The 25,295-nt window shown below is 66.6% G+C and carries 18 protein-coding genes; 14 read left to right on the forward strand and 4 right to left on the reverse strand.

The features are described 5' to 3' along the window. The first annotated feature begins 181 nt into the window (after nt 1-181). The 3 genes from VGC56_RS19015 (at nt 182) to VGC56_RS19025 (ending at nt 3,226) form a co-directional block, all read left to right on the forward strand. Nucleotides 182-946 carry a hypothetical protein gene (locus VGC56_RS19015; RefSeq protein WP_464127433.1) on the forward strand — a complete coding sequence of 255 codons (765 nt, stop codon included), beginning with the start codon at nt 182-184 and terminating at the stop codon, nt 944-946. Continuing rightward, on the forward strand, nt 943-2,499 hold the full coding sequence (locus tag VGC56_RS19020) for a DNA-packaging protein (RefSeq protein ID WP_464127435.1): 1,557 nt from the start codon (nt 943-945) through the stop codon (nt 2,497-2,499). The genes VGC56_RS19015 and VGC56_RS19020 overlap by 4 nt, the downstream gene beginning before the upstream one ends. Before the next feature lie 283 nt (nt 2,500-2,782). Beyond that, complete coding sequence (locus tag VGC56_RS19025; RefSeq protein WP_464127437.1) at nt 2,783-3,226, forward strand: GxxExxY protein; 444 nt, start codon at nt 2,783-2,785, stop codon at nt 3,224-3,226. 204 nt (nt 3,227-3,430) lie between these two features. On the opposite strand, the gene VGC56_RS19030 is transcribed toward VGC56_RS19025, so the two are convergent. Together VGC56_RS19030 and VGC56_RS19035 are read right to left on the reverse strand one after the other, a co-directional pair. After that, a complete protein-coding gene (locus tag VGC56_RS19030; protein ID WP_464127439.1) occupies nt 3,431-3,880 on the reverse strand; it encodes a hypothetical protein in 450 nt (149 codons plus the stop codon). Between the two features lie 172 nt (nt 3,881-4,052). Further along, nucleotides 4,053-5,684 carry a phosphoenolpyruvate carboxykinase gene (locus VGC56_RS19035; protein ID WP_464127440.1) on the reverse strand — a complete coding sequence of 544 codons (1,632 nt, stop codon included), beginning with the start codon at nt 5,682-5,684 and terminating at the stop codon, nt 4,053-4,055. A 141-nt stretch (nt 5,685-5,825) separates the two neighbouring features. On the opposite strand from VGC56_RS19035, the gene VGC56_RS19040 reads away from it, so the two are divergent. The 9 genes from VGC56_RS19040 to ahcY all read left to right on the forward strand — a co-directional run bounded on the left by VGC56_RS19040 (nt 5,826) and on the right by ahcY (nt 13,230). Further along, complete coding sequence (locus VGC56_RS19040; protein ID WP_464127442.1) at nt 5,826-6,536, forward strand: response regulator transcription factor; 711 nt, start codon at nt 5,826-5,828, stop codon at nt 6,534-6,536. 7 nt (nt 6,537-6,543) lie between these two features. After that, complete coding sequence (locus tag VGC56_RS19045; protein ID WP_464127444.1) at nt 6,544-8,100, forward strand: sensor histidine kinase; 1,557 nt, start codon at nt 6,544-6,546, stop codon at nt 8,098-8,100. After that, complete coding sequence (locus VGC56_RS19050) at nt 8,097-8,519, forward strand: HPr kinase/phosphorylase (protein ID WP_464127445.1); 423 nt, start codon at nt 8,097-8,099, stop codon at nt 8,517-8,519. Before VGC56_RS19045 ends, VGC56_RS19050 begins: the two co-directional genes overlap by 4 nt. Further along, a complete protein-coding gene (rapZ, locus tag VGC56_RS19055) occupies nt 8,516-9,454 on the forward strand; it encodes an RNase adapter RapZ (RefSeq protein ID WP_464127447.1) in 939 nt (312 codons plus the stop codon). Before VGC56_RS19050 ends, rapZ begins: the two co-directional genes overlap by 4 nt. Next, the gene (locus VGC56_RS19060; RefSeq protein WP_464127448.1) at nt 9,451-9,855 is read left to right on the forward strand and encodes a PTS sugar transporter subunit IIA; all 405 of its coding nucleotides are present in this window, start codon (nt 9,451-9,453) and stop codon (nt 9,853-9,855) included. Before rapZ ends, VGC56_RS19060 begins: the two co-directional genes overlap by 4 nt. Nucleotides 9,856-9,857: 2 nt before the next feature. Beyond that, nucleotides 9,858-10,124, forward strand: coding sequence for an HPr family phosphocarrier protein (locus VGC56_RS19065; RefSeq protein WP_464127450.1), 267 nt, complete (start codon nt 9,858-9,860; stop codon nt 10,122-10,124). Then, nucleotides 10,124-10,927, forward strand: coding sequence for a TrmH family RNA methyltransferase (locus tag VGC56_RS19070; protein ID WP_464127452.1), 804 nt, complete (start codon nt 10,124-10,126; stop codon nt 10,925-10,927). The genes VGC56_RS19065 and VGC56_RS19070 overlap by 1 nt, the downstream gene beginning before the upstream one ends. 96 nt (nt 10,928-11,023) lie before the next feature. Continuing rightward, complete coding sequence (locus VGC56_RS19075; RefSeq protein WP_464127453.1) at nt 11,024-11,548, forward strand: hypothetical protein; 525 nt, start codon at nt 11,024-11,026, stop codon at nt 11,546-11,548. A 254-nt stretch (nt 11,549-11,802) separates the two neighbouring features. After that, the gene (gene ahcY, locus VGC56_RS19080; protein WP_464127455.1) at nt 11,803-13,230 is read left to right on the forward strand and encodes an adenosylhomocysteinase; all 1,428 of its coding nucleotides are present in this window, start codon (nt 11,803-11,805) and stop codon (nt 13,228-13,230) included. An 86-nt stretch (nt 13,231-13,316) separates the two neighbouring features. Here ahcY and VGC56_RS19085 read toward each other — a convergent pair whose 3' ends face one another. Beyond that, the gene (locus VGC56_RS19085; protein ID WP_464127457.1) at nt 13,317-14,969 is read right to left on the reverse strand and encodes a tetratricopeptide repeat-containing sulfotransferase family protein; all 1,653 of its coding nucleotides are present in this window, start codon (nt 14,967-14,969) and stop codon (nt 13,317-13,319) included. Nucleotides 14,970-15,024: 55 nt separating this feature from the next. Next, a complete protein-coding gene (locus VGC56_RS19090) occupies nt 15,025-18,177 on the reverse strand; it encodes a TonB-dependent receptor domain-containing protein (protein WP_464127459.1) in 3,153 nt (1,050 codons plus the stop codon). A gap of 272 nt (nt 18,178-18,449) precedes the next feature. Between VGC56_RS19090 and VGC56_RS19095 the strand changes: the two genes are divergently transcribed. Continuing rightward, the gene (locus VGC56_RS19095; RefSeq protein WP_464127460.1) at nt 18,450-21,860 is read left to right on the forward strand and encodes an amidohydrolase family protein; all 3,411 of its coding nucleotides are present in this window, start codon (nt 18,450-18,452) and stop codon (nt 21,858-21,860) included. Nucleotides 21,861-22,097: 237 nt separating this feature from the next. Next, nucleotides 22,098-25,187 (forward strand): TonB-dependent receptor domain-containing protein, encoded by a 3,090-nt coding sequence (locus VGC56_RS19100; protein ID WP_464127461.1) that lies wholly within the window; start codon nt 22,098-22,100, stop codon nt 25,185-25,187. Nucleotides 25,188-25,295 lie beyond the last annotated feature (108 nt).

Raw genomic sequence — 25,295 nt, forward strand, 5'->3', positions numbered from 1 at the left:
GCGGCTCTTCCGCACCGCTCCTTACCACGCCCGCCGCCCTCCAGCGACGGAGCCACGGTCCCGCTTTGGGACATACCTCTCGGGGCCCACCGATCCGCTTTCATTCGCAACCTACTCCATTTCGAACGTATCCGGCAAAAAACCCCTTTCAAAATTGTACCTTTTATGTTCTACTCTGCGGATGGACCAGAACCTCGATTCGCTCCCGCCCCGGCGGCTTATCGACACGGCGGTAAAGGCGCAGGTCGTCGCCGCGCTGCGCAAGGGGCAAAGCCGCGAGGCCGTCGCTGCCGCGGTCGGCTTCCCCCTGCAGAGCCTCTACGCCGCACGGTCGCGCGACCCGCTCTTCCGCCATGCGTGGGAATGGGCGATGGACCTCTACGCCTGGTACCAGCGGGTCGGCGAACCGCTGCCGCCGGCCGAGGACGGCGTCACCGTCCGCATCGCGCCCCAAGGCAACCGGCCCCTCCAGCGCCGCCGCATGAACTGGGTCAAGTTCAACGAATCGCGCCAGCAAATCTTCCTAGATCATTTTGCCGCGACCGCCGACGCCGGCGCCGCCGCGGCCAAGGCCGGCGTCTGCATCGGAACGGTTGAGTCCCACCGCCGCCGCAACCCGGAATTCGCCACCGCCTGGCACGAGGCCCTCGCCCACGCCGTCGCATTGCTCGAGGCGGAGTCGGTCCGCCAGCGTCTGGAGGCGCAGCGCCGTCTCACCGAGAATATCCATCCCGAAGGCGAAATGACGCAGGAGTTCGAGCGGGTGATGAAGCTCCTCCAGCGATGGGATCGCAAGACCGGGCGGCCCGGCCCCCGCCCGCGCCCGCCCGGGCCGAGCGAGGTCTGGACGTTCGACGACGCCATCGGGGCGCTCGAAAAGCGCCTCACCGCGCTCGGCTTCATCAAGCCCGGCGAAGGTCCCGATGCGCCGGAGCCGTCGCCGTGACGCTTGCCTTCCTCGCGCCGGCGCCCGGCGAGGCCTTGCCGATCTTCTTCAAATCCCTGATCCCGCCCGCACCCGGCAGGATTACCCGCGCCCGCGCCCTCTTCCTGCTCGGCATCCTCGGCAGCCTCACCCGGATCGAGCGGCGCGCGGCGCTGACCACGCTCCCGCCCCTCGCCCTTCGCGCCATCCGCGAGGAATGGTGGTGGCAGGTGCATGACGGCCAGGCGGAGCCTGAAGGCGACTGGCGATTGTGGGCGATCGTCGCCGGCCGCGGCTTCGGCAAGACCCGTGCGGGCGCCGAATGGGTGTGGGCACGCGCACGCGACGCCCCCGGGGCGCGCATTGCCCTCGTCGCTGCGACCCTGGAGGAGATCGAACGGGTGATGATCCGCGGCGAAAGCGGGCTCCTCGCCATCGCCCGCACGCACGAGCGGCCGCGCTGGATACCGAGCCGCGGCGTGCTCCTTTTCCCCTCCGGCGCCGAAGCCCACGCTTTCTCGGCCGAGCGCCCGGAGAAGCTGCGCGGGCCGCAGCATCATTACGCCTGGTGCGACGAACTGGCGAAATGGCCGAATGCCGACGCGACCTGGAACAATCTGATGCTGGCCCTGCGCCTCGGCACGCAGCCGCGCACCATTGTCACCACCACGCCCAAGCCGGTCCCTCTCCTCCGCCGCATCCTCGCCCTCCCCCGCGCCGAGCAGACCAAGGGCCGCACCGACGACAATCCCCACCTCCCGGCCGACTTCATCGCCGCGATGAACGACATGTTCGCCGGCACCCGCCTCGCCCGGCAAGAACTCGAAGGCACGCTCCTCGACGACTTCGAAGACGCCCTCTGGACCCGCGAGCTGATCGAGAAAGCGCGGGAACCGGATTATTTCGCGCAGAGACGCAGAGACGCAGAGAGTCTTGAGCCCGGCTCACGCCGCGAAGCGGCATTTCAAAGCGAGGCGGAAGCTGATGCGGCTTCGCCGGGGGCCAATGAAGGACACGGCCCCTCTGCGCCTCTGCGCCTCTGCGCGACCCCCCCTTCTTTCGTCCGCATCGTCGTCGGCCTCGACCCGCCCGCCTCCACCGGCGGCGACAGCTGCGGCATCGTCGTGTGCGGCAAGGACGAGGACGGTGTCGCCTGGGTCCTCGCGGACCTCACCGCCCGCGGCCTCTCCCCCGAAGCCTGGGCCCGCCGCGTCGCCGGCGCCGCCCAGGAATGGGGACAGCTGTATACAGGCGTCCCGGCCAGGGTGATCGCCGAAAAGAACCAGGGCGGCGACATGATCGCCAGCGTGCTCCGCGCCGTCGACGCGAACCTCCGCGTCCGCCTCGTCCCCGCGACGAAAAGCAAAGCCGCCAGAGCCGAACCCATCGCGCTCCGCTTCGAAACCGGCCGCGCAAGGTTGGCGGGCCACTTCCCCGAACTGGAAGACCAACTCTGCGCCCTCACCTGGTCCGGCTACCAGGGCCCCGGCAGCCCCGACCGGCTGGACGCGATGGTGTGGGCGATGACGGAGCTGTTCGAGAAGAAGGCTTTGCCGCGGATACGGTCGCTGTGAGAACCTCCAGACGCTTTGCCGCAAAGGAGGCTGTATCATCTCACGCAAAGACGCAAAGACGCAAAGACGCAAAGAGGCCGCGTGGGTCTCGCTGGCCGGCGCGGGTTCTCCGATGATTGTAATGGGGCCGGAGGCCCCTTTGTCCCTGCAACAATGAGGTTAGCCGCGGCGTCACAAGCGACACGGCACCTTTGCGTCTTTGCGTCTTTGCGTGAAACCATTCCGCCTATGGCCCCCGCGCCGCGCATGTCGTTAGATACGAGCGGGCAAGTGGGGAAAAGCGATGGACGTGGAAGGGCTGGCGACGATCGCCGTCGATTGCGGACTGAAGGTGCACGAGGCACTCGGCCCGGGGCTGCTGGAGTCCGTCTACGAGGCCGTGCTGGCGCAGGGCCTCGTTCGGCGGGGGCTGGCGGTGGAGCGACAGAAGCCGGTTCGGATTCGCATCGAGGGCCTGATCATCGATGAGGGGTTTCGCGCCGATCTGCTGGTCGAAGGCAAGCTGCTCATCGAGCTGAAATCATTGGAGCGCCTCGCGCCGGTACACAGCAAGCAGATCCTCACCTACCTGCGCCTCATGAACCTGCCGCTCGGCCTGCTGATGAACTTCGGCGGCGCCACCTTCCGCGAAGGCATCAAACGCATCGCCAACAATCATGATTTCACGACGCCTATGCCGTTTGGGGGCGGTGAGCCTCCAGAGCAGCGAACGGTACGGCCGCTGTAATTTTTCACGCAAAGACGCAAAGACGCAAAGAGTCCGAACGTGTCGCGCCGGCAGGCGAGACCTCTCCAACCATCTCGGGGCCGAAGGCCCCCTTTCGTCCTGCAACCATGACACTAGCCGCGGCATGGCAACCGGCACGGCACCTTTGCGCCTTTGCGTCTTTGCGTGAAACAAAGCGGCCCCCGAGCACCGCAGACCCGGACCTTACGCGTCCGGCACCTCCGCCAAATCCGGCTCAACCCACCCCCGCCGCGCCTCGACGGAAAACAGAAGCTCCCGCGAGTAGAAAGGCAGCGGCCAGTCCCGCTGCCCCTCCTCCGCCAGAAGCAGCCCGTTCGCCTTCTCCACCAGTGGCAGCGAAGCATCCGTCCGCGCCAGATACCCCCGCACCCCACGCAGGAAGCACTGGGTGATGGTTTCGTGATAGCCTTCGGTGTCGCTGTTCACCCCGCCGACGCTTTCATTGTAGCGGCGGATAAGGTGGGGGAGGTCGCGCTCCGGCACGATGTCTGGACGTTCGACGACCAGCCAGAGGGTGGTGGCGAGGTGGGCTTCGTGGGTCCACTCGGCCTTGGCGAGGGTGCAGGCGAGCATGCGTTCGCCGAGGCTGCGTATGGCAGCGTCAGAGGTGAACAGGCGCGGTTCGTCGGTCATCGTTCGGATTCCTTCCAGAACCGTCACCCCGGACAGGGGCTCCACCTTCGCTTCTCCCGCCGAGGAAGAAGAAGGTGGATGCCGGATCAAGTCCGGCATGACGAGGGTGGCATAGAAAAAGGGGCGCGCCGGCCTCTGCCGACGCGCCCCTTTCGGGTTCAAGTGGGTGGCGTCAGGCGGCCGGAATCGGGGCGGTCCGCGCGTGTTGATGGGCGGCGCGCGGGGCGGCGTCGCGGACGCCGGCGTCGACATGGCTTTCGAACTTGGCGAAATTGTCGATGAAGAGCTTCACCAGCTTGGCCGCCGCCGCGTCGTAGGCGGCCTTGTCGGCCCAGGTGCCGCGCGGATCGAGGATGGCCGTGTCGACGCCCGGAACGCTGACCGGAACCTCGAAGCCGAAATTCTCGTCGGTGCGGAATTCGACGCCGTTGAGCGAGCCGTCGAGCGCGGCGTTCAAGAGCGCGCGGGTCTCGCGGATCGGCATGCGCTTGCCGACGCCGTATTTGCCGCCGGTCCAGCCGGTGTTGACCAGCCAGCAGGTGACGCCGCCCTTGGCAATGCGCGCCTTCAACAAGTTGCCGTAGACGCTCGGGTGGCGCGGCATGAACGGCGCGCCGAAGCAGGTCGAGAAGGTCGCCTCCGGTTCGGTGACGCCGATCTCGGTGCCGGCGACCTTGGCGGTGTAGCCCGACAGGAAATGGTACATCGCCTGATCGGGGGTGAGGCGGGCGATCGGCGGCAGCACGCCGAACGCGTCGGCGGTGAGCATGACGATGTTCTGCGGCACCGGTCCCATGTTGCTGTTCGAGCAGTTGGACACGAACTCGATCGGATAGGCGCCGCGGGTATTCTCGGCGAAGGTGGCGTCGTCGAGATCGAGCTCGCGGGTCTCCTCGTCCATGACGACATTCTCGAGCACGGTGCCGAAGCGCTTGGTCATGCCGTGGATTTCCGGCTCGGCCTCGGCCGAGAGGCGGATCATCTTGGCGTAGCAGCCGCCTTCGAAGTTGAAGACCGCCTCGTCCGACCAGCCATGCTCGTCGTCGCCGATGAGGGTGCGGCTGGCGTCGGCGGAAAGCGTGGTCTTGCCGGTGCCGGAGAGGCCGAAGAAGACCGCGGTGTCGCCCTTGGGGCCGATGTTCGCCGAGCAATGCATCGGCATCACGCCCTCGGCGGGAAGCAGGTAATTCAGGATGCCGAACACCGACTTCTTCATCTCGCCGGCATAAGCGGTGCCGCCGATCAGGATCAGCTTTTCGGTCAGGTTCACCGCGATCACCGTCTCCGAGCGGACGCCGTGCCGCTCGGGCACCGCGCGGAAGGTCGGCAGGTCGATGATCGTGAATTCGGGCGCGAAGCCGGCGAGGTCGGCTTCCTCCGGGCGCACCAGCAGGGTGCGGATGAAGAGGTTGTGCCAGGCGAGCTCGTTGATCACCCGGACGCGGACGCGGTGCTCGGGCTGCGAGCCGCCGTAGAGATCGGCGACGAACAGGTGCTGCCGCTCGCCGAGCGCTTTCAGGAAATCGGACTTCAAGGCGGCGAACTGGTCGCTCGTCATCGCCTTGTTATTGTCCCACCAGATGGTGCCATCGGTCTCGGCATCGCGGACGATATATTTGTCCTGCGCGGAGCGGCCGGTATGCTTTCCGGTACGCACCACCAGCGGGCCATCCTTGGCGAGCAGGCCTTCGCCGCGGCGCACCGCTTCCTCGACCAGCTGCGGGGTGCCGAAATTCCAGCTGATTTCGGCCGGCGTTAGGATCCCCTGCTCGGCAAGCCCGTGGGCGGGCACGCGATTGGACACACGCAATCTCCCTTGAAATATCAGACAAATGCGCGGCGTTTCGGCCGCTTTTGGATGTGGCGCTCGCATAGTCGCGCGGCGGTTCGCCGTCAAAGGGTAGCGCGTGGCGGGCGGCTCCGATAAGGAGCGGCAGTGACAGGAATGGCGGCAACGATCGCGCTGGTCGACGATGACCGCAACATCCTCACTTCGGTGTCGATCGCGCTACAGGCGGAAGGCTTTGCGACCCGCGTCTATTCTGACGGCGAGGCGGCGCTGAAGGCGCTCACCGAGAACCCGCCCGATCTCGCCATCCTCGACGTCAAGATGCCGCGCATGGACGGCATGGAATTGCTGCGGAGGCTGCGCGAGCGGTCCACGGTCCCCGTCATCTTCCTCACCTCCAAGGACGAGGAACTGGACGAAGCCCTCGGCCTCTCCCTGGGCGCCGACGATTACATCTCAAAACCGTTCAGTCAGAGGCTTTTAGTAGCCAGAATCCGGGCAATTTTGCGGCGGAGCGAAGTGCGGGCGGAGGCGGCGGAGGCGCAGGCGGAAGGCGCCGCGGAGGCGGAGATCGTGCGGGGGCGGCTGGTTCTCGATCCGGCGCGGCACCGGGTGGGGTGGGACGGGCGCGACGTGACTCTGACGGTCACCGAATTCCTGATCCTCGAGGCGCTGGCGCAGCGGCCGGGCGTGGTAAAATCGCGCAATCAGTTGATGGACGTCGCCTATCAGGACGACATCTATGTCGACGACCGCACCATCGACAGCCACATCAAGCGCATGCGCCGCAAGTTCCGCGCCGCCGATCCGGCCTTCAACGGCATCGAGACCTTGTACGGCGTCGGGTACCGCTTCGGTGAGGAGTGAGCCCGACTTGGAAGCGGTCGAGCAGGAGGAAGGCCGCGTCCGCTGGTGGGGCCGGTGGCGGATCCTCCACCGCATCCTCGCCCTCAACATCTTCGCCGTCGCGATCCTCGCCGGCAGCCTGTTCTACCTCGATGGCTATCGGCGGCGTCTGACCGAGCAGGGGCTGCTCAGCACCCGCAACCAGGCGATCCTCGCCGCCGACGCGCTGGCGCTCGCCGAGGAGGATGAGGAGCTGCCTCTGATCCGCAAGCTCGGCGCCCACAGCCGCAGCCGCATCCGCGTGTTCGATGCGAGCGGCAAGGTGCTGCTCGACAGCTGGAACGGCATGCCGGCGACCTACGACCTGCGCGACCCGACGCGCGAGCCGTGGCAGAAGCAGTTCGCCCGCCGGCTGGACAATGTGCTGAACGCGGCCGTCGGCGCCCACCAGCCGCCCCTCCTTCCCACGCCGGAAAGCAACCGCCTCGAAGACTGGCCGGAAGCCAAGGTGGCATTGGCGGAGCGCGGTGCCGAGATGATGCTGCGCCGGGCGCCGGAGGGGACCCCGTTCCTCTCCGCCGCGGCGGCGGTGTCGCGCCGCCACGCCGTCCTCCTTCTTACCCGTAACGCCCGTCGGACCCGCAGCGTCGTGCGCGAGGAGCGCAGCACGCTCGGGCTGATCGTCCTCGCCGCCATCCTCCTCTCCTCGCTCCTGTCGCTGTTCCTGGCGCGGACCATCGCCCTCCCCTTGCGCCGCCTGGCGCGCGCGGCGACGCGGGTCCGGCTCGGGCGGGCGCGGGAAGTGCGGGTGCCGCGGCTTCCGGAACGGAGCGACGAGATCGGCATGCTGGCGCGGGCGCTGAGCGACATGAGCCAGGCGCTGCGCAACCGCATCGATTCGACCGAGGCCTTTGCCGCCGACGTGACGCACGAGCTGAAGAACCCCCTCGCCTCCCTCCGCTCGGCGGTGGACAGCCTGGAGCGCGTCGAGGACCCGGCGCTGCGCCGCCAGCTGCTCGACGTGGTCCGCGACGACGTGGCGAGATTGGACCGGCTGATCGTCGACATTGCCGAGGCGAGCCGCCTCGACGCGGAGCTGTCCCGCGCCCGCTTCGAGCCGGTCGATCTCGGCGCGCTGATCGAGTCGATGCTCGAAACCTGGGAGGCGCGCGGCGGCGGCCGCGGCGTCCGCATCGCCTTCGCCCGCCCCCGCGCCGGGAGCGCCATCGTCATGGGCGATGAGGCGCGGCTGGCGCGGGCGGTCGACAATATCGTCGACAACGCGATCTCTTTTTCGCCCGAAGGCGCGCTGGTCGAGATCGGCGCCGCGCACGCCGGCAGCGAGGTGTTGGTGACCGTGGAGGACGAGGGCCCCGGCGTTCCGGCCGAACGGCGGCGCGAGATCTTCCAGCGCTTCCATTCGGTGCGTCCCGAGGAGGAAGGGTTTGGCCGCCATTCCGGCCTCGGCCTCGCCATCGCCCGCGCCACCATGACCGGCCATGACGGCAGTATCGCCGTGGAAGAGCGTCGCGACGGCCGAGGCGGGGCGCGCTTCGTCCTGCGCTTCCCGGACCCGCAGTCGTGAGCGACACCGTCCGCGGCACCAGCGTCGCCATCCAAGGCCGCGGCGTGCTGCTGCGCGGCGACTCGGGCAGCGGCAAGTCGGACCTAGCCTTGCGGCTTATCGACCGCGGCGCGGTGCTGGTCAGCGACGATTATACCGAGGTACGGGTCCATGACGGCCGCCTGCTCGCCCGCGCGCCCGCCACCATCGCCGCCAAGATCGAGGTGCGGGGTGTCGGCATCGTCACCGTGCCGGCAGCCGCGGACGTGCCGCTCTGCCTCCTCGTGGACCTCGACCGGGTTCCGGAGCGGCTCCCTGACGGACCTGCCCCGGCTGAGGTCCTCGGTACGGTAATCCCCGCAGTGGCGCTCGCGGCGCTTGAGGCGTCGGCCCCGTTGAAGGTAGAAGCGGCGCTCCGTCTTTACGGCCTGAACCCTTGACCGCCGCTCCCGACCCGCAACGCATCCTCCTCGTCACCGGCCTTTCCGGCGCGGGAAAATCGACGGCGCTGAAGACGCTCGAGGATCTCGGCTGGGAGGTGGTCGACAATCTCCCCCTCTCGCTCCTCGAGCATCTCCTCTCCACCCCGCTCGGCAAGGGCAGCAGCCGGCGCCGCCGCCCGCTCGCCATCGGCATCGACAGCCGCACCCGCGATTTCGACGCGCGCCGCATCGTCGAGCAGATCAAGGCGCTGGCGGGGGACCACGCCTTCCCGATCGAGACGCTCTATTTCGACTGCGCCGGCTCCGAGCTCCTGCGCCGCTATTCCGAGACTCGCCGCCGCCACCCGCTCGCGCCCGACCGCCCCGCCACCGACGGCATCGCCGCCGAGCGCGAGTTGATGGAGCCGCTGCGGCGCTGGGCCGACCATGTCGTCGACACCACCGACACGACGCCGAACGCCCTCCAGCAGCAGGTCCGCGAGCGGTTCGGCAGCCCCGCCTCGGCGCCGACGCTGACGATCATGTCGTTCGGCTTCTCGCGCGGCATCCCCCGAAACGCCGACACCGTCTTCGACATGCGTTTCCTCCGAAACCCCTATTGGGACGATCGGCTGAGGGACCTCACGGGTCAGGACCCTCCCGTCGCGGCCTATATCGCCGCCGACGAAGGCTATGGTGCGGTGGACAAAATGGAGGACCTTCTCCTCGCCTTGCTTCCGCGCTATCGCGCCGAGGGCAAGTCCTACTTGACGATCGCGTTCGGCTGTACCGGCGGAAGACACCGCTCGGTCCACGTCGCCGAGCGGGTCGCCAACCGGTTGCGCGAAGCGGGATTTTCGCCCACGGTCGAGCATCGAGACCTGGCGTCGCGCCGCCGCGACGGGGTCGAGCGCGGCCGCGGGGCGGGGCCGCAGGATGGGAAGTTCGAATGATTGGTCTGGTGCTGGTTACCCATGGGCGCCTGGCGGCTGAGTTCGTCACCGCCATGGAGCATGTGGTGGGGCCCCAAAAGCAGGTCGAGGCGATCTGCATCGGTCCCGACGACGATATGGAGGGGCGGCGCAACGACATCGCCGACGCGATCGCCCGCGCCGACGACGGCAGCGGGGTGATCATCCTCACCGACCTGTTCGGCGGCACCCCGTCGAACCTCGCGATCTCGCTGATGAAATCGGAGCAGGTCGAGGTCATCGCCGGCGTCAACCTGCCGATGCTGATTCGACTCGAGGGCGCCCGCAAGTCCATGGACGTGCGGGCGGCGGTTGCGGCCGCGCGCGAGGCGGGGCGCAAGTACATCTCGGTCGCCTCCGAAATCCTCGGCGAGACCGTCTGAGCGTGGCGGAACGCACCGTCACCCTCATCAACCGCCGCGGCCTCCACGCCCGCGCCAGCGCCAGGTTCGTCACCCTCGCCGCCGGCCAGAGCGCCAGCGTCGAGGTGGAGAAGGACGGCTCCAAGGTCACCGGCACCTCGATCATGGGCCTGATGATGCTGGGCGCCGCAATGGGCGACACGATCACCATCCGCGCCGAGGGCGACGGCGCCGAGGCGGCCGTCGACGCGCTGACCGCGCTCGTCGAGGATGCCTTCGGGGAGGAATAATGCCCCGCGCGATCACCGCCTTCTCCAACCCCCTCGTCAAGGACACGCGGGCGCTTCGCGACAAGAAGCACCGGCGCGAGACGGGGCTGTTCATGGCCGAGGGGCTGCGCATCCTCACCGAGGCGCGCGAGGCGGGGCATATCCCCGTCACCCTGTTCTTCGGGGCGGGTACCCGCCATCCGCTGCTCGACGCCCTGATCGCGGACACCGAGGCCGCGCATGGCGAGGCGATCGAGACCAACGCCGACATCCTCCACAAGCTCAGCGGCAAGGACAATCCGCAGACGGTGCTCGGCGTCTATCGCGCGTTCGACCTGTCGCTGGCGAGGATCGACCGCGCGGCGGCGCCCCTGTGGATCGTCGCCCAGGCGCTGCGCGACCCCGGCAACCTCGGCACCATCCTTCGCACCGGTGATGCCGTGGGTGCCGGCGGGCTGATCCTGATCGACGACTGCGTCGACCCCTTCTCCGTCGAAGCGGTGCGCGCGACGATGGGGGCGCTGTTCACCCAGCGGATCGCCCACGCCTCGTGGCAGGAGTTCGTGCCTTGGCTCCGGGCCGGCCCCGGCGAGTTGATCGGCACCAGCCTCAAGGCCGAGCTCGACTATCAGGAGCCGCGCTACGCGACGCCCGCCTTCATCCTGGTCGGCAACGAGGCGCAGGGGCTGCCGGAGGATTACGAAGCCGAATGCGACCTGCTGGTGAAGATGCCCATGGCCGGCAAGGCCGACAGCCTCAACGCGGCAATCGCCACCGCCGTCATGGCCTATGAAGTGATCAACCAGTGGCGGCGCAAAGCTTAAAACGGCTTCATCGCAGCCGTTAACCATTCGTCTACCCTGCGGTGAGACGCTTCCGACTCCGGCCCTCCGAAGGGCCGCGAGAGTGGGAGTAAGTCCATGCGTCACCAGGTTCTGAAAGCCGCCGCCGGCCTTGCCGCCGCGGCCTTGCTCGTCGCCGCGCCCGCGGAGGCGGCAGGCTGCTGGAAGGCGGAAGGCGCCGCCGCGGCGAAGCTGCGCGACCTCCAGTCCCGGCTGATGGTGGCGACCCTGCGCTGCCGCGCCATCGGCGCCGACATCGAGGCCTCCTACGGCAATTTCGTGCGCAGCAATCGCCAGACGATCCAGGCCGCCAACGACCTCCTCAAGTCGCAGTTCGCGACCGGCGACAAGGCGGGCGAGCGCGCCTACGACAGCTTCGCCACCGCGCTCGCCAACCAATATGGCGGCGATCCGACGACGGAAGAGCTGTGCCACGGCTTCGCGGCGGCGGCTGAGGATGCGGCGTCGGCGGGCGGCGATCTCGCCAACCTTCTCACCGTCGCCGAGCGTCTCGGTCCGCCCCCGGCGTTGCCGGGCGGACAATGCCCGGTGAGTTTCGCGGCGATGATGCACGCGGCGGTGGATACGGTCGCCGAACGCTGACCACCTAGTCCTCCCTGTCGCGAAGCGATGGGGAGGGAAACCATGCGAAGCATGGTGGAGGGGCCACGCCCGAGCGGCCCCTCCACCACCCTTCGGGCGGTCCCCCTCCCCATGAGACTGCGCCTCACAGGGAGGACGAGAATCACATATAAAGATATCTTTATATTTGCATGCGCCGCCTCCCCCGGCTAGGGGAGCGGCGCGCGACCGCGGGCTTGGCCAGCGGTCTTTCTTTCGTTTTGAGGAGACTTTCCGTGGCGACGCAGGCCCAGACCCAGTTCGACGATTACGTGATCCGCGACATCGGCCTCGCCGCGTTCGGCCGCAAGGAGATCGAGATCGCCGAGACCGAGATGCCCGGCCTGATGGCGCTCCGCTCCGAGTTCGGCGCGTCGCAGCCGCTGAAGGGCGCGCGCATCACCGGCTCGCTCCACATGACGATCCAGACCGCCGTGCTGATCGAGACGCTGACCGCGCTCGGCGCGACGGTCCGCTGGGCCTCGTGCAACATCTTCTCGACCCAGGACCATGCCGCCGCCGCGATCGCCGCCACCGGTGTCCCCGTCTTCGCGATCAAGGGCGAAACGCTGGAAGAATATTGGGATTATGTCGAGCGCATCTTCGACTGGGGCCCAGATGGGAATGGGGGGGTCGAAACCTGCAACATGATCCTCGACGACGGCGGCGACGCCACCATGTTCGCGCTGTGGGGCGCGCGCATCGAGGCGGGCGAGGAGTTCCCGGCCCCGGAGAATGAGGAGGAGGAGGTCTTCCAGGCCACCGTCCGCCGCGTCATCGCCAAGTCGCCCGGCTTCCTCACCAGGACCGTCCAGGCGATCAAGGGCGTCTCGGAAGAGACCACCACCGGCGTCCACCGGCTGTACGAGCTCTCGAAGCAGGGCAAGCTTCCCTTCCCCGCCATCAACGTCAACGACAGCGTCACCAAGTCGAAGTTCGACAACCTTTACGGCTGCAAGGAATCGCTGGTCGACGCAATCCGCCGCGGTACCGACGTGATGCTCGCCGGCAAGGTCGCCTGCGTCGCCGGCTTCGGCGATGTCGGCAAGGGCTCTGCCGCCTCGCTCCGCAACGGCGGCGCCCGCGTCATCGTCACCGAGATCGACCCCATTTGCGCGCTGCAGGCGGCGATGGAGGGCTATGAGGTCGTGACCATGGAAGAGGCCGCGCCGCGCGCCGACATCTTCGTCACCGCCACCGGCAATGCCGACGTCATCACCGTCGACCACATGCGGGCGATGAAGAACATGGCGATCGTCTGCAACATCGGCCATTTCGACAGCGAGATCCAGATCGGCGCGCTCCAGAACATGAAGTGGACCGAGATCAAGCCGCAGGTCGACGAGGTCGAGTTCGCCGACGGCAAGAAGATCATCGTGCTGTCGAAGGGCCGCCTGGTGAACCTCGGCAACGCCACGGGCCACCCGAGCTTCGTCATGTCGGCGAGCTTCACCAACCAGACGCTGGCGCAGATCGAGCTGTGGACCAAGGCCGAGACGTACAAGAATGACGTCTACGTCCTCCCCAAGCACCTCGACGAGAAGGTCGCCGCGCTCCACCTCGACAAGCTCGGCGTGAAGCTCACCAAGCTCAGCGACAAGCAGTCGAGCTATATCGGCGTGCCCGTCGAGGGCCCGTTCAAGCCCGACCACTACCGCTACTGAAGCCGGGGCGCTCCCTCGGTCGGTAACTCCGAGGGGGCGTTTCAGGGCGTCGGATCACGGCGCGCAGTTCCTGCGACGACTTGGGCTCAGGAAGGCTCGGACCCGCCACCGAACTTTCGAACGGCGGCCTTGAGGAGTCCAAGCCAGGGCTCGAACTGACGCCACTCCCGATTTGCGTTCAGATCCAGGGGGCGGCGGACTTGCTGCGCGCTCGCGGTTCGGACGGGTCGTGCGTTCTCGTAAAAGCTGATGCATGCCTCGTCGAACGGAAGATCCAGGTCGGCGAGCAACGACTGAACCTCTGGCCGAAAATCGTTCAACAGGGCCTGGTGATCGAGGCGGTAAACTGACTCGGGGAGCACCTCCAGGAAGTGTTTCATGAGCCGCTCGTAGTCTGCGTGATAGCTGGCCAGATCCTCGAACCGATAGCTGAACGTGTGGCCACGCGCGAACCACTGGCGATAATTCGACCAGAGCGTGGCCATGGTCTCCCGCCGCACATCGATTATCCTGGCGTTCGGCAGGATGAGGTGGATGAAGCCGATATACCGCCAGTTGTCCGGCAGCTTGTCGATGAAATGCGGCTTCCCGGTTCTGCGGTGCACGCCCGCCGCATCGAGGTAAGCCTGCCCGAGGCCGCACCATTCCGCCGGGCCAACCTGCTCAAGAACGGCGGGATACTGCAAGCTACGTTGATCCCACCGCTCGGCCAGGAGCCGGTGCGCGAGCATCGGGATGTAGGGCAGCTCCGCCGTCCCTTCCACCAGCGGATGGCTCGCGAGGATCTGCTCGACCAGGGTTGAGCCCGAACGAGGCAAGCCAGTGATGAAAATCGGCTCTTTTGATGGATGGCCGGCTCCGCGGCGCGAGTCGAAAAGCCGGCGCGTGAAGAAGGCGGCCGACCGATCGGCTTCGGCGGCGATGGCAGCGGCGTCATGACCAACGAGCGCCGCACGCCTGTCGTTGCCGCGTTTATAGTGATGGTAGGATTGCGCCAGGTGCGCGCGGTCCTGATTGGCCTTGCCGAGTGCGAAGTGCAGCAATGCCTCGTCGTCCGGGCCGGCGATTGCCGCCCGGGCAACGAGCCTCTCCAGCTGAGCTATCTCCGCAGGCAGGAAAACATATGTCTTGAGGTTGGCGAGGCCCCACCAGGCGCCGCCGCAGGTTTCCTCAAGCGAGATCGCCCGCCGGTAAGCCTGTACGCTCGCTTCGAACTTCCCAAGGGTGCCCTGGAGGTGTCCGAAGGAGAGCCACAGCTCTGCACGATCGGAATGCGTTCTCAGCAGCGCCTGACATTCGGCCTCGGCGCGCTCATAATCTCCGACCTGGCCAAGCAGCGCCAGACGCTGCAGTGCGACGTCCAATCTCTCCGGAAAGTCGGCCAGGACGTCGCGCAGCAACGCGAGCGCTTCCGTCACCCCGTCTCTGAGCGCCAACAGCTTGGTGAGGTTCAACTCGGCTTCCGTGAACGACGGCTGCAAGGCGAGCGCCCGGCGGAACAGCCGCTCCGCCTCGTGATAGATCCCGCTCCGGGCCGCAAGGTCCCCGAGCAGGCAAAGCGCGGCGACGTCGTCAGGAAACACCGCGAGATGGCGGCGCGCAATAGCCTCGGCATCAACGAGCGATCCTTCGTTGAGCCTGGCTATTGCGGCCCGCATGGAATTGCCCTGCGCCAGCCGCAACACCCGCGCGTGCGCAGCGCGCCGCGCCAGCAGGCGCGTGGCGTCCCCTTCCTTCACCTAGGCGAGTGGCACCGACGGGGCGGCCGGACCAGGAAGGTGAAAGCGCCCCCCATCAGTATTTGGCGGACACACCGAAGTATAGGAAGCGCCCGACGTTCGGATAGATGCCGCTTCCGCCACCCGCACCCGTCAGGCCGAAAGGCGGCAGCTGATTGAAAACGTTGTCGACGCCCATGTAGAAGTTGAAGTCCTTGTTCACGTCGATCTCGGCGCGAAGGTCGTGGTACGTGATCGCCGGGTAGAGGCGATACTGCGCCGAGAACTGATAGGGATTGGTGGGCGCACGACCCTGCAGACTGTTATAACTCTCATAAGTGCCGTTATACATAGGGCTGAGATAGCGGAGCTTATAACTCAGAACGACCGGCCCGGATTTGAAGCCCAGGTTGAACGTGAAGTTATTCCTCGGCGTACCGAGCTCCGACAGGGTCCGGTCCTCGAAAGAAGGATTGGTCGGATCGAGGTAATTGCTGCTTACGAGAGAGAGCGTGTAGATTCCGCGCAGCGAAATATCACCAATGTTCCGGATGTGGTGCTGGTACGACAGGTCGAAGTCGATTCCGCTGACTTTCAATTTCGCGTAGTTCAGTGGAATGACGTGAAGGCTGTTCTCGACATATTCGCGGCTGTTCAAGCCCGTGGTGGTATCCCGCGTGAAGAGCCCGCAGAACTGGTTGTTCAGAGAAGGAAGGTCGTAACAGGCATTGATGATCCCCTGGGCCGAGGGCGAGTTGATCACGTTATTGACCGTGATGTTGTAATAGTCGGCCGACAAGGCGAACCCGCGGAGAATGCCCGACTCGGGGGCGATGACGCCACCCACGGTGAACGAGTCCGATTTCTCGGCCTTGAGGTTCTGATTGCCACCGGACAGGTAGCCTGGCGTCGATTTGTAGACAAAATCGTAACCTGCCGGCACGCCTGCGGCGGTGCAATTCGCAGCCCGGTACTGACTACCGGACGTCAGATTACGCGCAGCGCACGGATCCGAAAAAGTGAAGTAGTTCTGCCCCAAAGGCGTGTAGAGGTCCGACAGGTTCGGAGCTCGCACCGCGCGGGAGTAATTAGCACGGAAGCGCAGCAGGGTGATCGGCGAGTACTCTATGCCGCCGTTGTAGGAATAGACCGTTCCCGTCGAACCCTTGTAGTCGGAAATCCGAGCCGCTGCGCTGATCGTCAGCCGCTTTGCGAAGGGAAGGTCCTTGAATATCGGGAGGCGGACTTCTCCGAAAGCCTCTTTCACCTCGAAGGACGGCGGTTTGAACTCAGGGATGGCATTATAGAAGGTGATGCCGGAGGCTGTCGCCTCGTCCTGCTTGTAATAAGCAGTCTCGCGGCGGTACTCCGCGCCGACCACGAAGCCGATCGGACCGCCCTGGAAGTTGAAGAAGCCGCCCGTGTCTCCGTTGACGAACCCGGTTACATCGAACTGAGTGATTTTCCCGAAAGCCGTCGAATTCTGCAGCAGGTACTGGCGAGCGGCGTTCGTCACGTTACCATTGCCAAACAGATTTACCGGAACACAGGTCGCGATATCGTTGGCGAGAGTCGACTGGGCGTAACTGGAGCTGTTGTAGGCGCTCGCCGATGCCGGATCGACCTTCGCCCTGCAAACGATGTTGCCGTTCGCAGCGCCGCCGCTTGCCGTCCCCTGATCGACGGCGTCGATGGCCAGCAGGTATCGCTGCAGGTTGATGTTGCCGAGAATGTTCGTGTGCTCGTCGAAGACGCCGTAGTTCGCCGACAGCTCGTAGTTCCATGTTTTGTTGAAATCGCCGCGTATCCCCGCGACGATACGATACGTCTGGCGTCTCGCCTGTTCGGCCCGGTTGGTCAGGTCGACTGCGTTTTTGTACATCGTGAAATTGAAGTCGTCGCCAGGTCCGGCGCCGTAATAATCACGAATGATTCCGCGCGCCTGCTCCTTCAGATAGGGGTTGTTGATGTTGAAGGTATCGCCGATCGCGCCGGTGAAGAACGGGCCGGAGGCGCTGCCGAACGAGTCGGTCCGCGAGTAGCTTCCTTCGATGAAGGGGACGAGGGCCCGGCTAATCTCGAAATGCCCGACGATGTTCGCGCTGTAGCGGTCGAGCCGCGGCCGGAAGGCGAACTGCGTGCCATCCCGAAAATTGTCCCCGTTTCCGCCGAGATAATCAGGGACCGGAGGCAGTCCTACGGGCGTGCCAGTCTGCTGGATGAGCGTGCCGTTCGGCTGGAAGAGGTAAGGCGTGTAGCTGTTGCCCCCTAGATAAGTAAGGAAGGTGCCGCCGTTCGAATAGATACCATTGCGAATATCACGAACGAAATCGAACTGGGGCGACGAAGCCGTACCGACTTGATTGATCTGCTCGAATCCGTTCGTCTGTGAGTATTCTTTACGGTTGCTGGCGTAGAAATCCTCCTGGTGGGCGTATTCGAAATTGACGGCGATGTTGCCTCGGCCGCCGGCGAAATTCCTACCTGCCAGCAAGCTTACGAAGTCATTGCCGGCGTCGCCATGCTGGCTGATACCCGCCTGTCCGCGGAGCTGGAGCCCCTGGAAATGATCCTTCAGGACGAAATTCACGACGCCCGCGAGCGCGTCCGATCCGTAGACGGCGGAATCGCCGCCCGTGATGATGTCGGTCCGTTCGATAAGGTCCGTGGGGATTGTGTTGGTATCGACCGACGCGGCCGTGTTGAGGATATCGCCCGCTACATGCCGGCGCCCGTTGACGAGGACCAGGGTGCGCTGGGTTCCCAGGCCGCGCAAGTCGAGAAGGTTCAGGCCGGACGTGCCCAGAAAGCGCGTCGAGTTCGCCTGGCTGAAGGTGCTGTGGAGCGCCGGCAGCTGGTTCAGAACGTCGCCGATCGAGGTTGAGCCAGTCTTGAAAAAGTCTTCGCCGCTGATCGTGGTCACGGGCACCACGGAAGTGAGGTTCGGACTGCGAATGCGAGACCCGGTGACGACGATGTTCTGGCCTTGCGACGTTTGTCCGTCCGCGCTCGTCGCGGCATCCGTCTGGGTCGTTGGACCGCCTGCCGTCGGCGCAGGCGTCGTTGCCCCCTGCGATGCAGCAGTGCCGCTCTGAGGATCGGTCTGCGATGCCGCCGCGTCGCTCTGCGGGTCGGTCTGCGGATGTGCGAACGCGTTCGGCGCAAGTCCGGCGGCCAAGCCGAGAAACGCGGCGGAGCGGAGAGCGTAGGAGCGGACAGTCGTTCTCATGGGGGGGACGTCTCCGGAGACAGGCGGTTAACTTTAGTTAGCGGTGCGAACGCACCTGTCAAACAGCGTCGGGCGTCCAGCCTCGCTTCTGGACCAGCCGTGACATTTCTGCAACGGGTGCGCTGGCGATGCCGTGCGGCGGCGCAGGCTGGCGGACACGGCGCGGCGGCACGCGATTGTTTTTTCGGTGACGATTCCGCCCGCGCGACCTAAGCAGCGGATTTTCCGCCCGCGCGACCTAAGCGGCGGATTTCGAGCAGGAGATTGGGTGGATGAAATATCCGGTGACGGCGGCGCTCGCCGCGGCTTTGGCGGCTGGTGCAGGCTCAGCGCAGACGCCGCCTACCCAATCTTCGAAGCAGGAGCAGCCGGTCCAGTCGACGCAGGCGCCCGAGAACCAGGCGATCCGGCCCGGCGAGCAGAAGGTCACCGGCCCCCTCACCCCCGCCATGGGCTCCGCTCCGGCCGCGAGCACCCGCGGCACGCCCGACAAGTGGGACGTCAACGCGCCTCCCGGCATGCAGACCCGGCAGATCCGCATCGACACCGCCGAAGGGTCGTGGATGAACGTCGACGTCTCCCCTGACGGGCGCACGATCGCCTTCGATTTGCTAGGCGACATCTACACCATGCCGATGGCCGGCGGGACGCCGCGGCGGATCGCCGAGGGTCTCGCCTACGAGCACCAGCCGCGTTTCTCGCCCGACGGCCGGCGGATCGCCTTCACGTCGGACCGCGGCGGCGGCGACAATATCTGGATCATGAATGTCGACGGCTCCGACAAGCGCCAGCTCACCAAGGAGGATTTCCGGCTCTTGAACCAGCCGAGCTGGAGCCCCGACGGCCGCTTCATCATCGCGAAGAAGCATTTCACCACCGGCCGCTCATTGGGCACCGGCGAGGTGTGGCTCTACCACGTCTCCGGCGGCGGCGGCGTGCCGCTCGTGAAGAAGCCGAACGAGGTCCACCAGAAGGAGCTTGGCGAGCCGATCTACGCGCCCGACGGCAAGAGTTTCTATTACACCCGCAACGTCACCCCCGGGCCGATCTTCGAATATGCCCAGAACTCCAACACCGACCTGTTCGACATCGAGCGCTACGACATGGACACCGGCGAGGTGACCAAGGCGGTGAGCGGCGTCGGCGGTTCCGTCCGCCCGACGCCCTCCCCCGATGGCAAGAAGATCGCCTTCGTCCGCCGCGAGCGGACGCGCTCGAAGCTTTACGTCAAGGACCTCGCTTCGGGCGAGGAGCGCAAGGTCTACGACGCGCTCGACCAGGACGTGCAGGAGACCTGGGCGGTCACCGGCGTCTACCCGAACATGGCCTGGACGCCCGACAGCCGCAGCCTCGTCTTCTGGGCCGGCGGCAAGATCAGGCGCGTCGGCGCCGACGGGTCGGGCGCGGCGGACATCCCGTTCCGCGTCGGCGACACGCGCGTCGTGATCGACGCGACCCATCCGCAGGTCGAGGTCGCGCCGGACCGCTTCACCACGAAGATGCCGCGCTGGGCCACCGTGTCCCCGGACGGACGCGAAGTGGTGTTCGAGACGCTCGGCAAGCTGTGGATCAAGCCTGCCGCCGGCGGCGCGGCGCATCGCCTGATCCGCGGCGACGAGAATGAACTCGAACTCTATCCGAGCTGGTCGCGCGACGGCCGCACGATCGTCTTCGTCGGCTGGACGGACCAGGGGCTTGGCCACATCCGCACGGTCGCCGCGGCCGGCGGCGCCGCGCGGGACGTCTTCGCCCAGCCCGGCCATTATGCCCGACCGAGCTTCTCGCCCGACGGCAAGACCATCGTCTTCGAGCAGGGCCGGGGCGGCTACCTCACGTCGTCGCGCTGGTCGGAAAATCCCGGCATCTACCGCGTCGCCGCGGCCGGCGGCGCGCCGGTGCGCGTCTCGCGAGAAGGAGAGGAGCCGCACTACGGCGCGGACAACGATCGCCTGTTCATGCTGATTTCGGCGAACAACAAGCGCCAGCTGATCAGCACGGACCTCAACGGCCAGGCGAAGCGCGTCCATTCGACCGGCGACATGGTCAATGATTATTCGGTGTCGCCGGACGGCCAGTATCTCGCCTTCCGGCAGAACTACCAGGCCTTCGTCATGCCGCTCATGCCGGGCACCCAGGACGTCGGCGCCGACGAGAAAGGCGGCCCCCTTCCCGTCACCCGCGTCTCGGCCGACGGGGGCGACTTCATCCATTGGTCGCAGGGCGGCCGGCGGGTGCATTGGTCGATGGGTCCGACGCTCTACACCGCCGACACCGCCGCACTCTTCGCCGTCGCGCCGCAGGGCAAGGATGCGCCGAAGTTCCAGGCACCGCGCACCGGCCTCGATCTTTCGATGGACGTCGCCGCCGACAAGCCGACCGGCACCGTCGCTTTGGTCGGCGCGAAAATCGTGACGATGGCCGACCGTCAGGGCGGGATCATCCCGGACGGCGTCGTCCTCATTCGCGGCGACCGGATCGTCGCGGTCGGCCCACGCGGTCAGGTCGCGATCCCAGCCGGCGCCAAGACGGTGGACGTTACCGGCAAGACCATCGTCCCCGGCTGGGTCGACGCCCATGCCCACGGGCCGCAGGGCGAGGACGACCTCGTCCCGCAGCAGAACTGGTCGTCGATGGTCAACCTCGCCATGGGGACGACGACGATCCACGACCCGTCCGCTCGCTCGGCGCAGATCTTCCCGGCCTCCGAGATGCAGCGCGCCGGCAAGATCCTCGCTCCGCGCACCTTCTCGACCGGCGAGATCATCTACGGCGCCAAGTCGCCGGACGTGTATGCGGAGATCAACAGTTTCGAGGACGCGCTGCAGCACGTCCGGCGCCTCAAGGCGCAGGGCGCGAGGAGCGTCAAGAACTACAACCAGCCGCGGCGCGAGCAGCGCCAGATGGTGGTCGCCGCCGCCCAGCGCGAGGGGATGGAGGTCGTCCCCGAGGGCGGTTCGCTCTATACGATGGACATCACCCTCATCCAGGACGGCGATTCGACGCTCGAGCACAACATCCCGCTGCGCGTCATCTATGACGACGTCCTGCAATTCTGGTCGCAGACCAAGACCAACTACACGCCCACGCTGGTCGTCACCTACGGCGGCCCCGCCGGCGATCCTTACTGGCGGCAGCATATGGACGTGTGGAAGCATCCGCTGCTCAGCCCCCACGCCCCGCCGGGAATCCTCCAGTCGCAGAACGTGCGGCGGGTGATGGCGCCCGAGGAGGATTATGTCGACGCCGACAGCGCCCGCGAGGCGAAGAAGCTCGCCGACCGCGGCGTCCAGGTCTCGATCGGCGCCCACGGCCAGCAGTCCGGCCTCGGACCGCACTGGGAGATGTGGAGCTTCGTGCGCGGCGGCTGGTCGCCGATCGACGCACTGCGCGCCGCGACGATCATGCCGGCGACGTCGCTCGGCTACGCCAAGGACGTTGGCTCGCTCGAACCCGGCAAGCTCGCCGACCTCGTCGTCCTCGACGCCGACCCCACGGTCGACATCCGCAACACCGACAAGGTGCACCAGGTGATGCTCGGCGGCCGCCTCTACGACAGCGCCACCTTGAACGAAGTCGCCACCGGCACCCGCACCCGCCAGCCTTATTGGTGGGAGCAGCCCGGCACGCCCGTCACCGCCGGCGGCCAATCGGTCGCAGCAGGCCGCGCTTACGACGGGGATTGACCCCCCCGCCACTGCACAACTGACCCAGCCCTCCCCGTTCGCCCACCGCACGGGGAGGAGTGAAGAGCATCCTTCCACTGCTACAATGACCTGGGCGCGCACGACGCGCGCCGAACGGCCGCGCCTCGCCGCGCTCGCCCGGTAACAACCTCGTATCCTTACGGTATTTTCATGGGAGGGGCGGCCGCCATAGGGCGAGCGCACCGACTTCCAAGAAAAACCTGAGGATACCTGCCGGTGACCAAGAACGTTCTGCCGCGTCTGCCCGTTTCCGTTTCCCTCTTCGCCCTTGCCGCCTCCCTGCCGGCCGCCGCCTTTGCGCAGAGCACGGAGGCCCCCGCGGCTTCCGCGCCCGCCGCCGCCCAGGCCGAAGCGCAGCCGGTCACCGACTCCACCACCGCAGCCACGGCCACCACGCCGAGCGCCGCGACCACCACGCCGGCGGACGAGCCGACGAACGATCAGGCGATCGTCGTGACCGGCTCGCGCATCGCCCGGCCGGACTTCCAGACTATCCAGCCGACGCAGGTCATCGGCGCCGCGCAGATCGAGAATCGCGGCTACACCAATGTCGGCCAGGCGCTGAACGAGCTCCCCGCCTTCGGCCCGCCGGGCAACAGCGCGGTCGGCGCCCAGTCCTCGTTCGGCCCCGCCCAGACCTTCGTCGATTTCTTCGGCCTCGGCACCCAGCGTACCCTGGTGCTGGTCAACGGCCGCCGCTTCGTCTCGTCGAACACCGCGAGCATCTTCGGCCCGGTGTCGCCGGGCAGCCAGGTCGACTTGAACAACATTCCGACCACCCTGGTCTCGCGCATCGAGACCGTCGCCGTCGGCGGCGCGCCGATCTACGGCTCCGACGCGATCGCCGGCACCGTCAACATCATCCTCAAGCGCAATTTCGAAGGCGTGCGGATCGAGGGCCAGACCGGCATCTCGCAGCAGGGCGACGCGCCGGATTACCGGATCAGCGTCATCGCCGGCCACAATTTCGCCGGCGGCCGGGGCAACATCACGCTTTCCGGTGAGTACAACACTTCTACCGGCCTTACCGCCGGCGACCGCGCGATCACCGCAGCGGGCAATTTCTTCGGCAGCCCGCCGACCAGCGCCGGCTCGACCTTCCAGACCCTGCTCTACCCGTCGCAGCGCTACACCGCTTTTACCAGCGGCGGCGTTCCCTTCCGGCGCGACGATTACCTCGCCTCGCGCTCGGGCATCCGCGACGCCAGCGGCAACCTCCTGCAGTTCGGCCCGGGCGGCACCCTCGTCCCCCTCGATCTCGGCACCGTGCTGCGTCAGGGCTATATCAGCTCGGGCGGCAACGGCTTCGACCTGCCGGCGCAGTCGAACCTTCTCACCAGCTCGGAGCGCTATCTCGGCACCGCGCTGGCGAGCTACCAGCTGACCGACCATGTCCGCGTCTTCGGCGAGGCGTGGTACGCCCACACCAAGGGTGTCAATCTGATCGACCAGCCGAACTACAACACGGCGCTGTTCGACGCCGCCGGCACGGCGGACGGCAACATCATCGCCAGCGTCAACAACCCCTTCCTGAGCGCCGCCGACCGCGCGACGATCCAGGCCAACCTCGCGCCCGGCCAGACCAATTTCTACATCGGCCGCGCGCTCAGCGACCTCACCACCGGCCGCGCCGAAGCGAAGGTCGAGACCTACCGCTTCGTCGGCGGTTTCGACGGCGACTTCAGCGTCGGATCCAAGAACTTCAAGTGGGAGGCATCGGCCAATTACGGCCGCTCGCGCACCGAGGGCCGCAACTACGAGCTGGTCCAGCAGAACTTCGCCAACGCGCTGAACGCCGTCCGCGATTCGAGCGGCAACATCGTCTGCGCGCCGGGCTACACCAACGCTCCGATCGCGACGATCTCCTCCACCTGCGCGCCGCTCAACGTCTTCGGCGTCGGCCAGGCCAGCCAGGCGGCGCGGAACTACATCTTTGCGCTCGCCACGCCGGTTTCGACCAACACGCAGATGGTCCTCAACGCCAACGTCACCGGCCCGATCGCCCACATTTGGGGCGGCGATGTCCAGGTGTCGCTCGGCTACGAGCACCGTCGCGAGTCGACCTCGTTCGATCCGGGCGCTTATTATTACGGCCAGGACAATGGCGACGGGACCCGCAGCCAGTACGGCCGCACCATCCCGATCGACCCCATTTCCGGAAGCTTCCACACCAACGAGATTTTCGGCGAGCTTCGCGTGCCGATCGTCTCGCCGGACACGCGCCTCAGGTTCCTCAAGACCCTCGAGCTGGACGGCGCCGCGCGCTACGTCTGGAACTCGCTGTCGGGCGGCGATCTCACCTGGACCGCGGGCGGTCGCCTGGGCTTCATCCGCGACCTGACCTTCCGCGGCAACTTCACCCGCTCAATCCGCGCGCCGGCGATCACCGAGGCGTTCAACCCGACCTCCTCGGCCTTCGACGTGGGCTCGGACCCGTGCGACATGAACAGCGTCGGCTCGGGACCCAATCCATCGCGGCGCGAGGCCAACTGCCGCGCGGCGGGTATCAACCCGGCGACCTTCATCTCCGACTACAGCAACTTCACCGTGCCGGTGACGGTGTCCGGCAACCCCGGCCTCAAGAACGAGGTGGCCGACAGCTGGACGGTCGGCGCGATCTTCCAGCCGCGCTTCCTCCCCGGCTTCTCGGCCGCGGTGGACTGGGTGGACATCAGGCTCAAGAATGCGATCGTCTCGTTGGGAGGGGATGCCATCCTCAACGCCTGCTACGACGCGTCCAACTATCCGAATAATTTCTGCGGCCTCGTCGATCGCGACGCCAATGGCCAGATCACGATGATCCGGGAGGGCTATTACAACGCGGCCTCCTACCGGTTCCGCGGCCTCACCGCCGACGTCTCCTACCGGCACAAGATCGGCGAGCTCGGCACGTTCGGCCTCGGCGTCAATTACTTCTACCTGAAGACGCTCGAGACCCAGGTCGGTACCGGCGACGTCAGCCATCTGGCAGGCGACATCGGCTATCCGCACCACAGCGCGACCGCCAATGTCACCTGGGAAAAGGGGCCGTTCAACGCCCTCGTCCAGGCGCAATATTTCGGCAAGTCGAGCTTCGACGTCGATGCCGCCGCCAACCGCCGCAACATCAGCGGCGTCAGCGCCTGGACGGTGTACAACGCCACCTTGGGCTTCGACATCAACAAGCAGTTCGGGCTGAAGCTGATCGTCGACAACCTCCTCGATTCGAAGCCGCCTTATCCGTCGCCGGCCGGCGGCGGTTCGGTGACCTACTTCTCGGGCATCCTCGGCCGCTACTTCCGCGTCGCCGCCTCGATGAAGTTCTAACCCTCCCTCCCCCGACCCTTTGTTCATCCCGGGGATTCCTGCGGGGCGCTTCGGCGCCCCGCTTTTTTTCGGTCTTGCGCATGGTTCGGGAGGCGCTTTTGAGCGGCG

This window comes from Allosphingosinicella sp., assembly GCF_036403745.1.
Taxonomy (GTDB): Bacteria; Pseudomonadota; Alphaproteobacteria; order Sphingomonadales; family Sphingomonadaceae; genus Allosphingosinicella.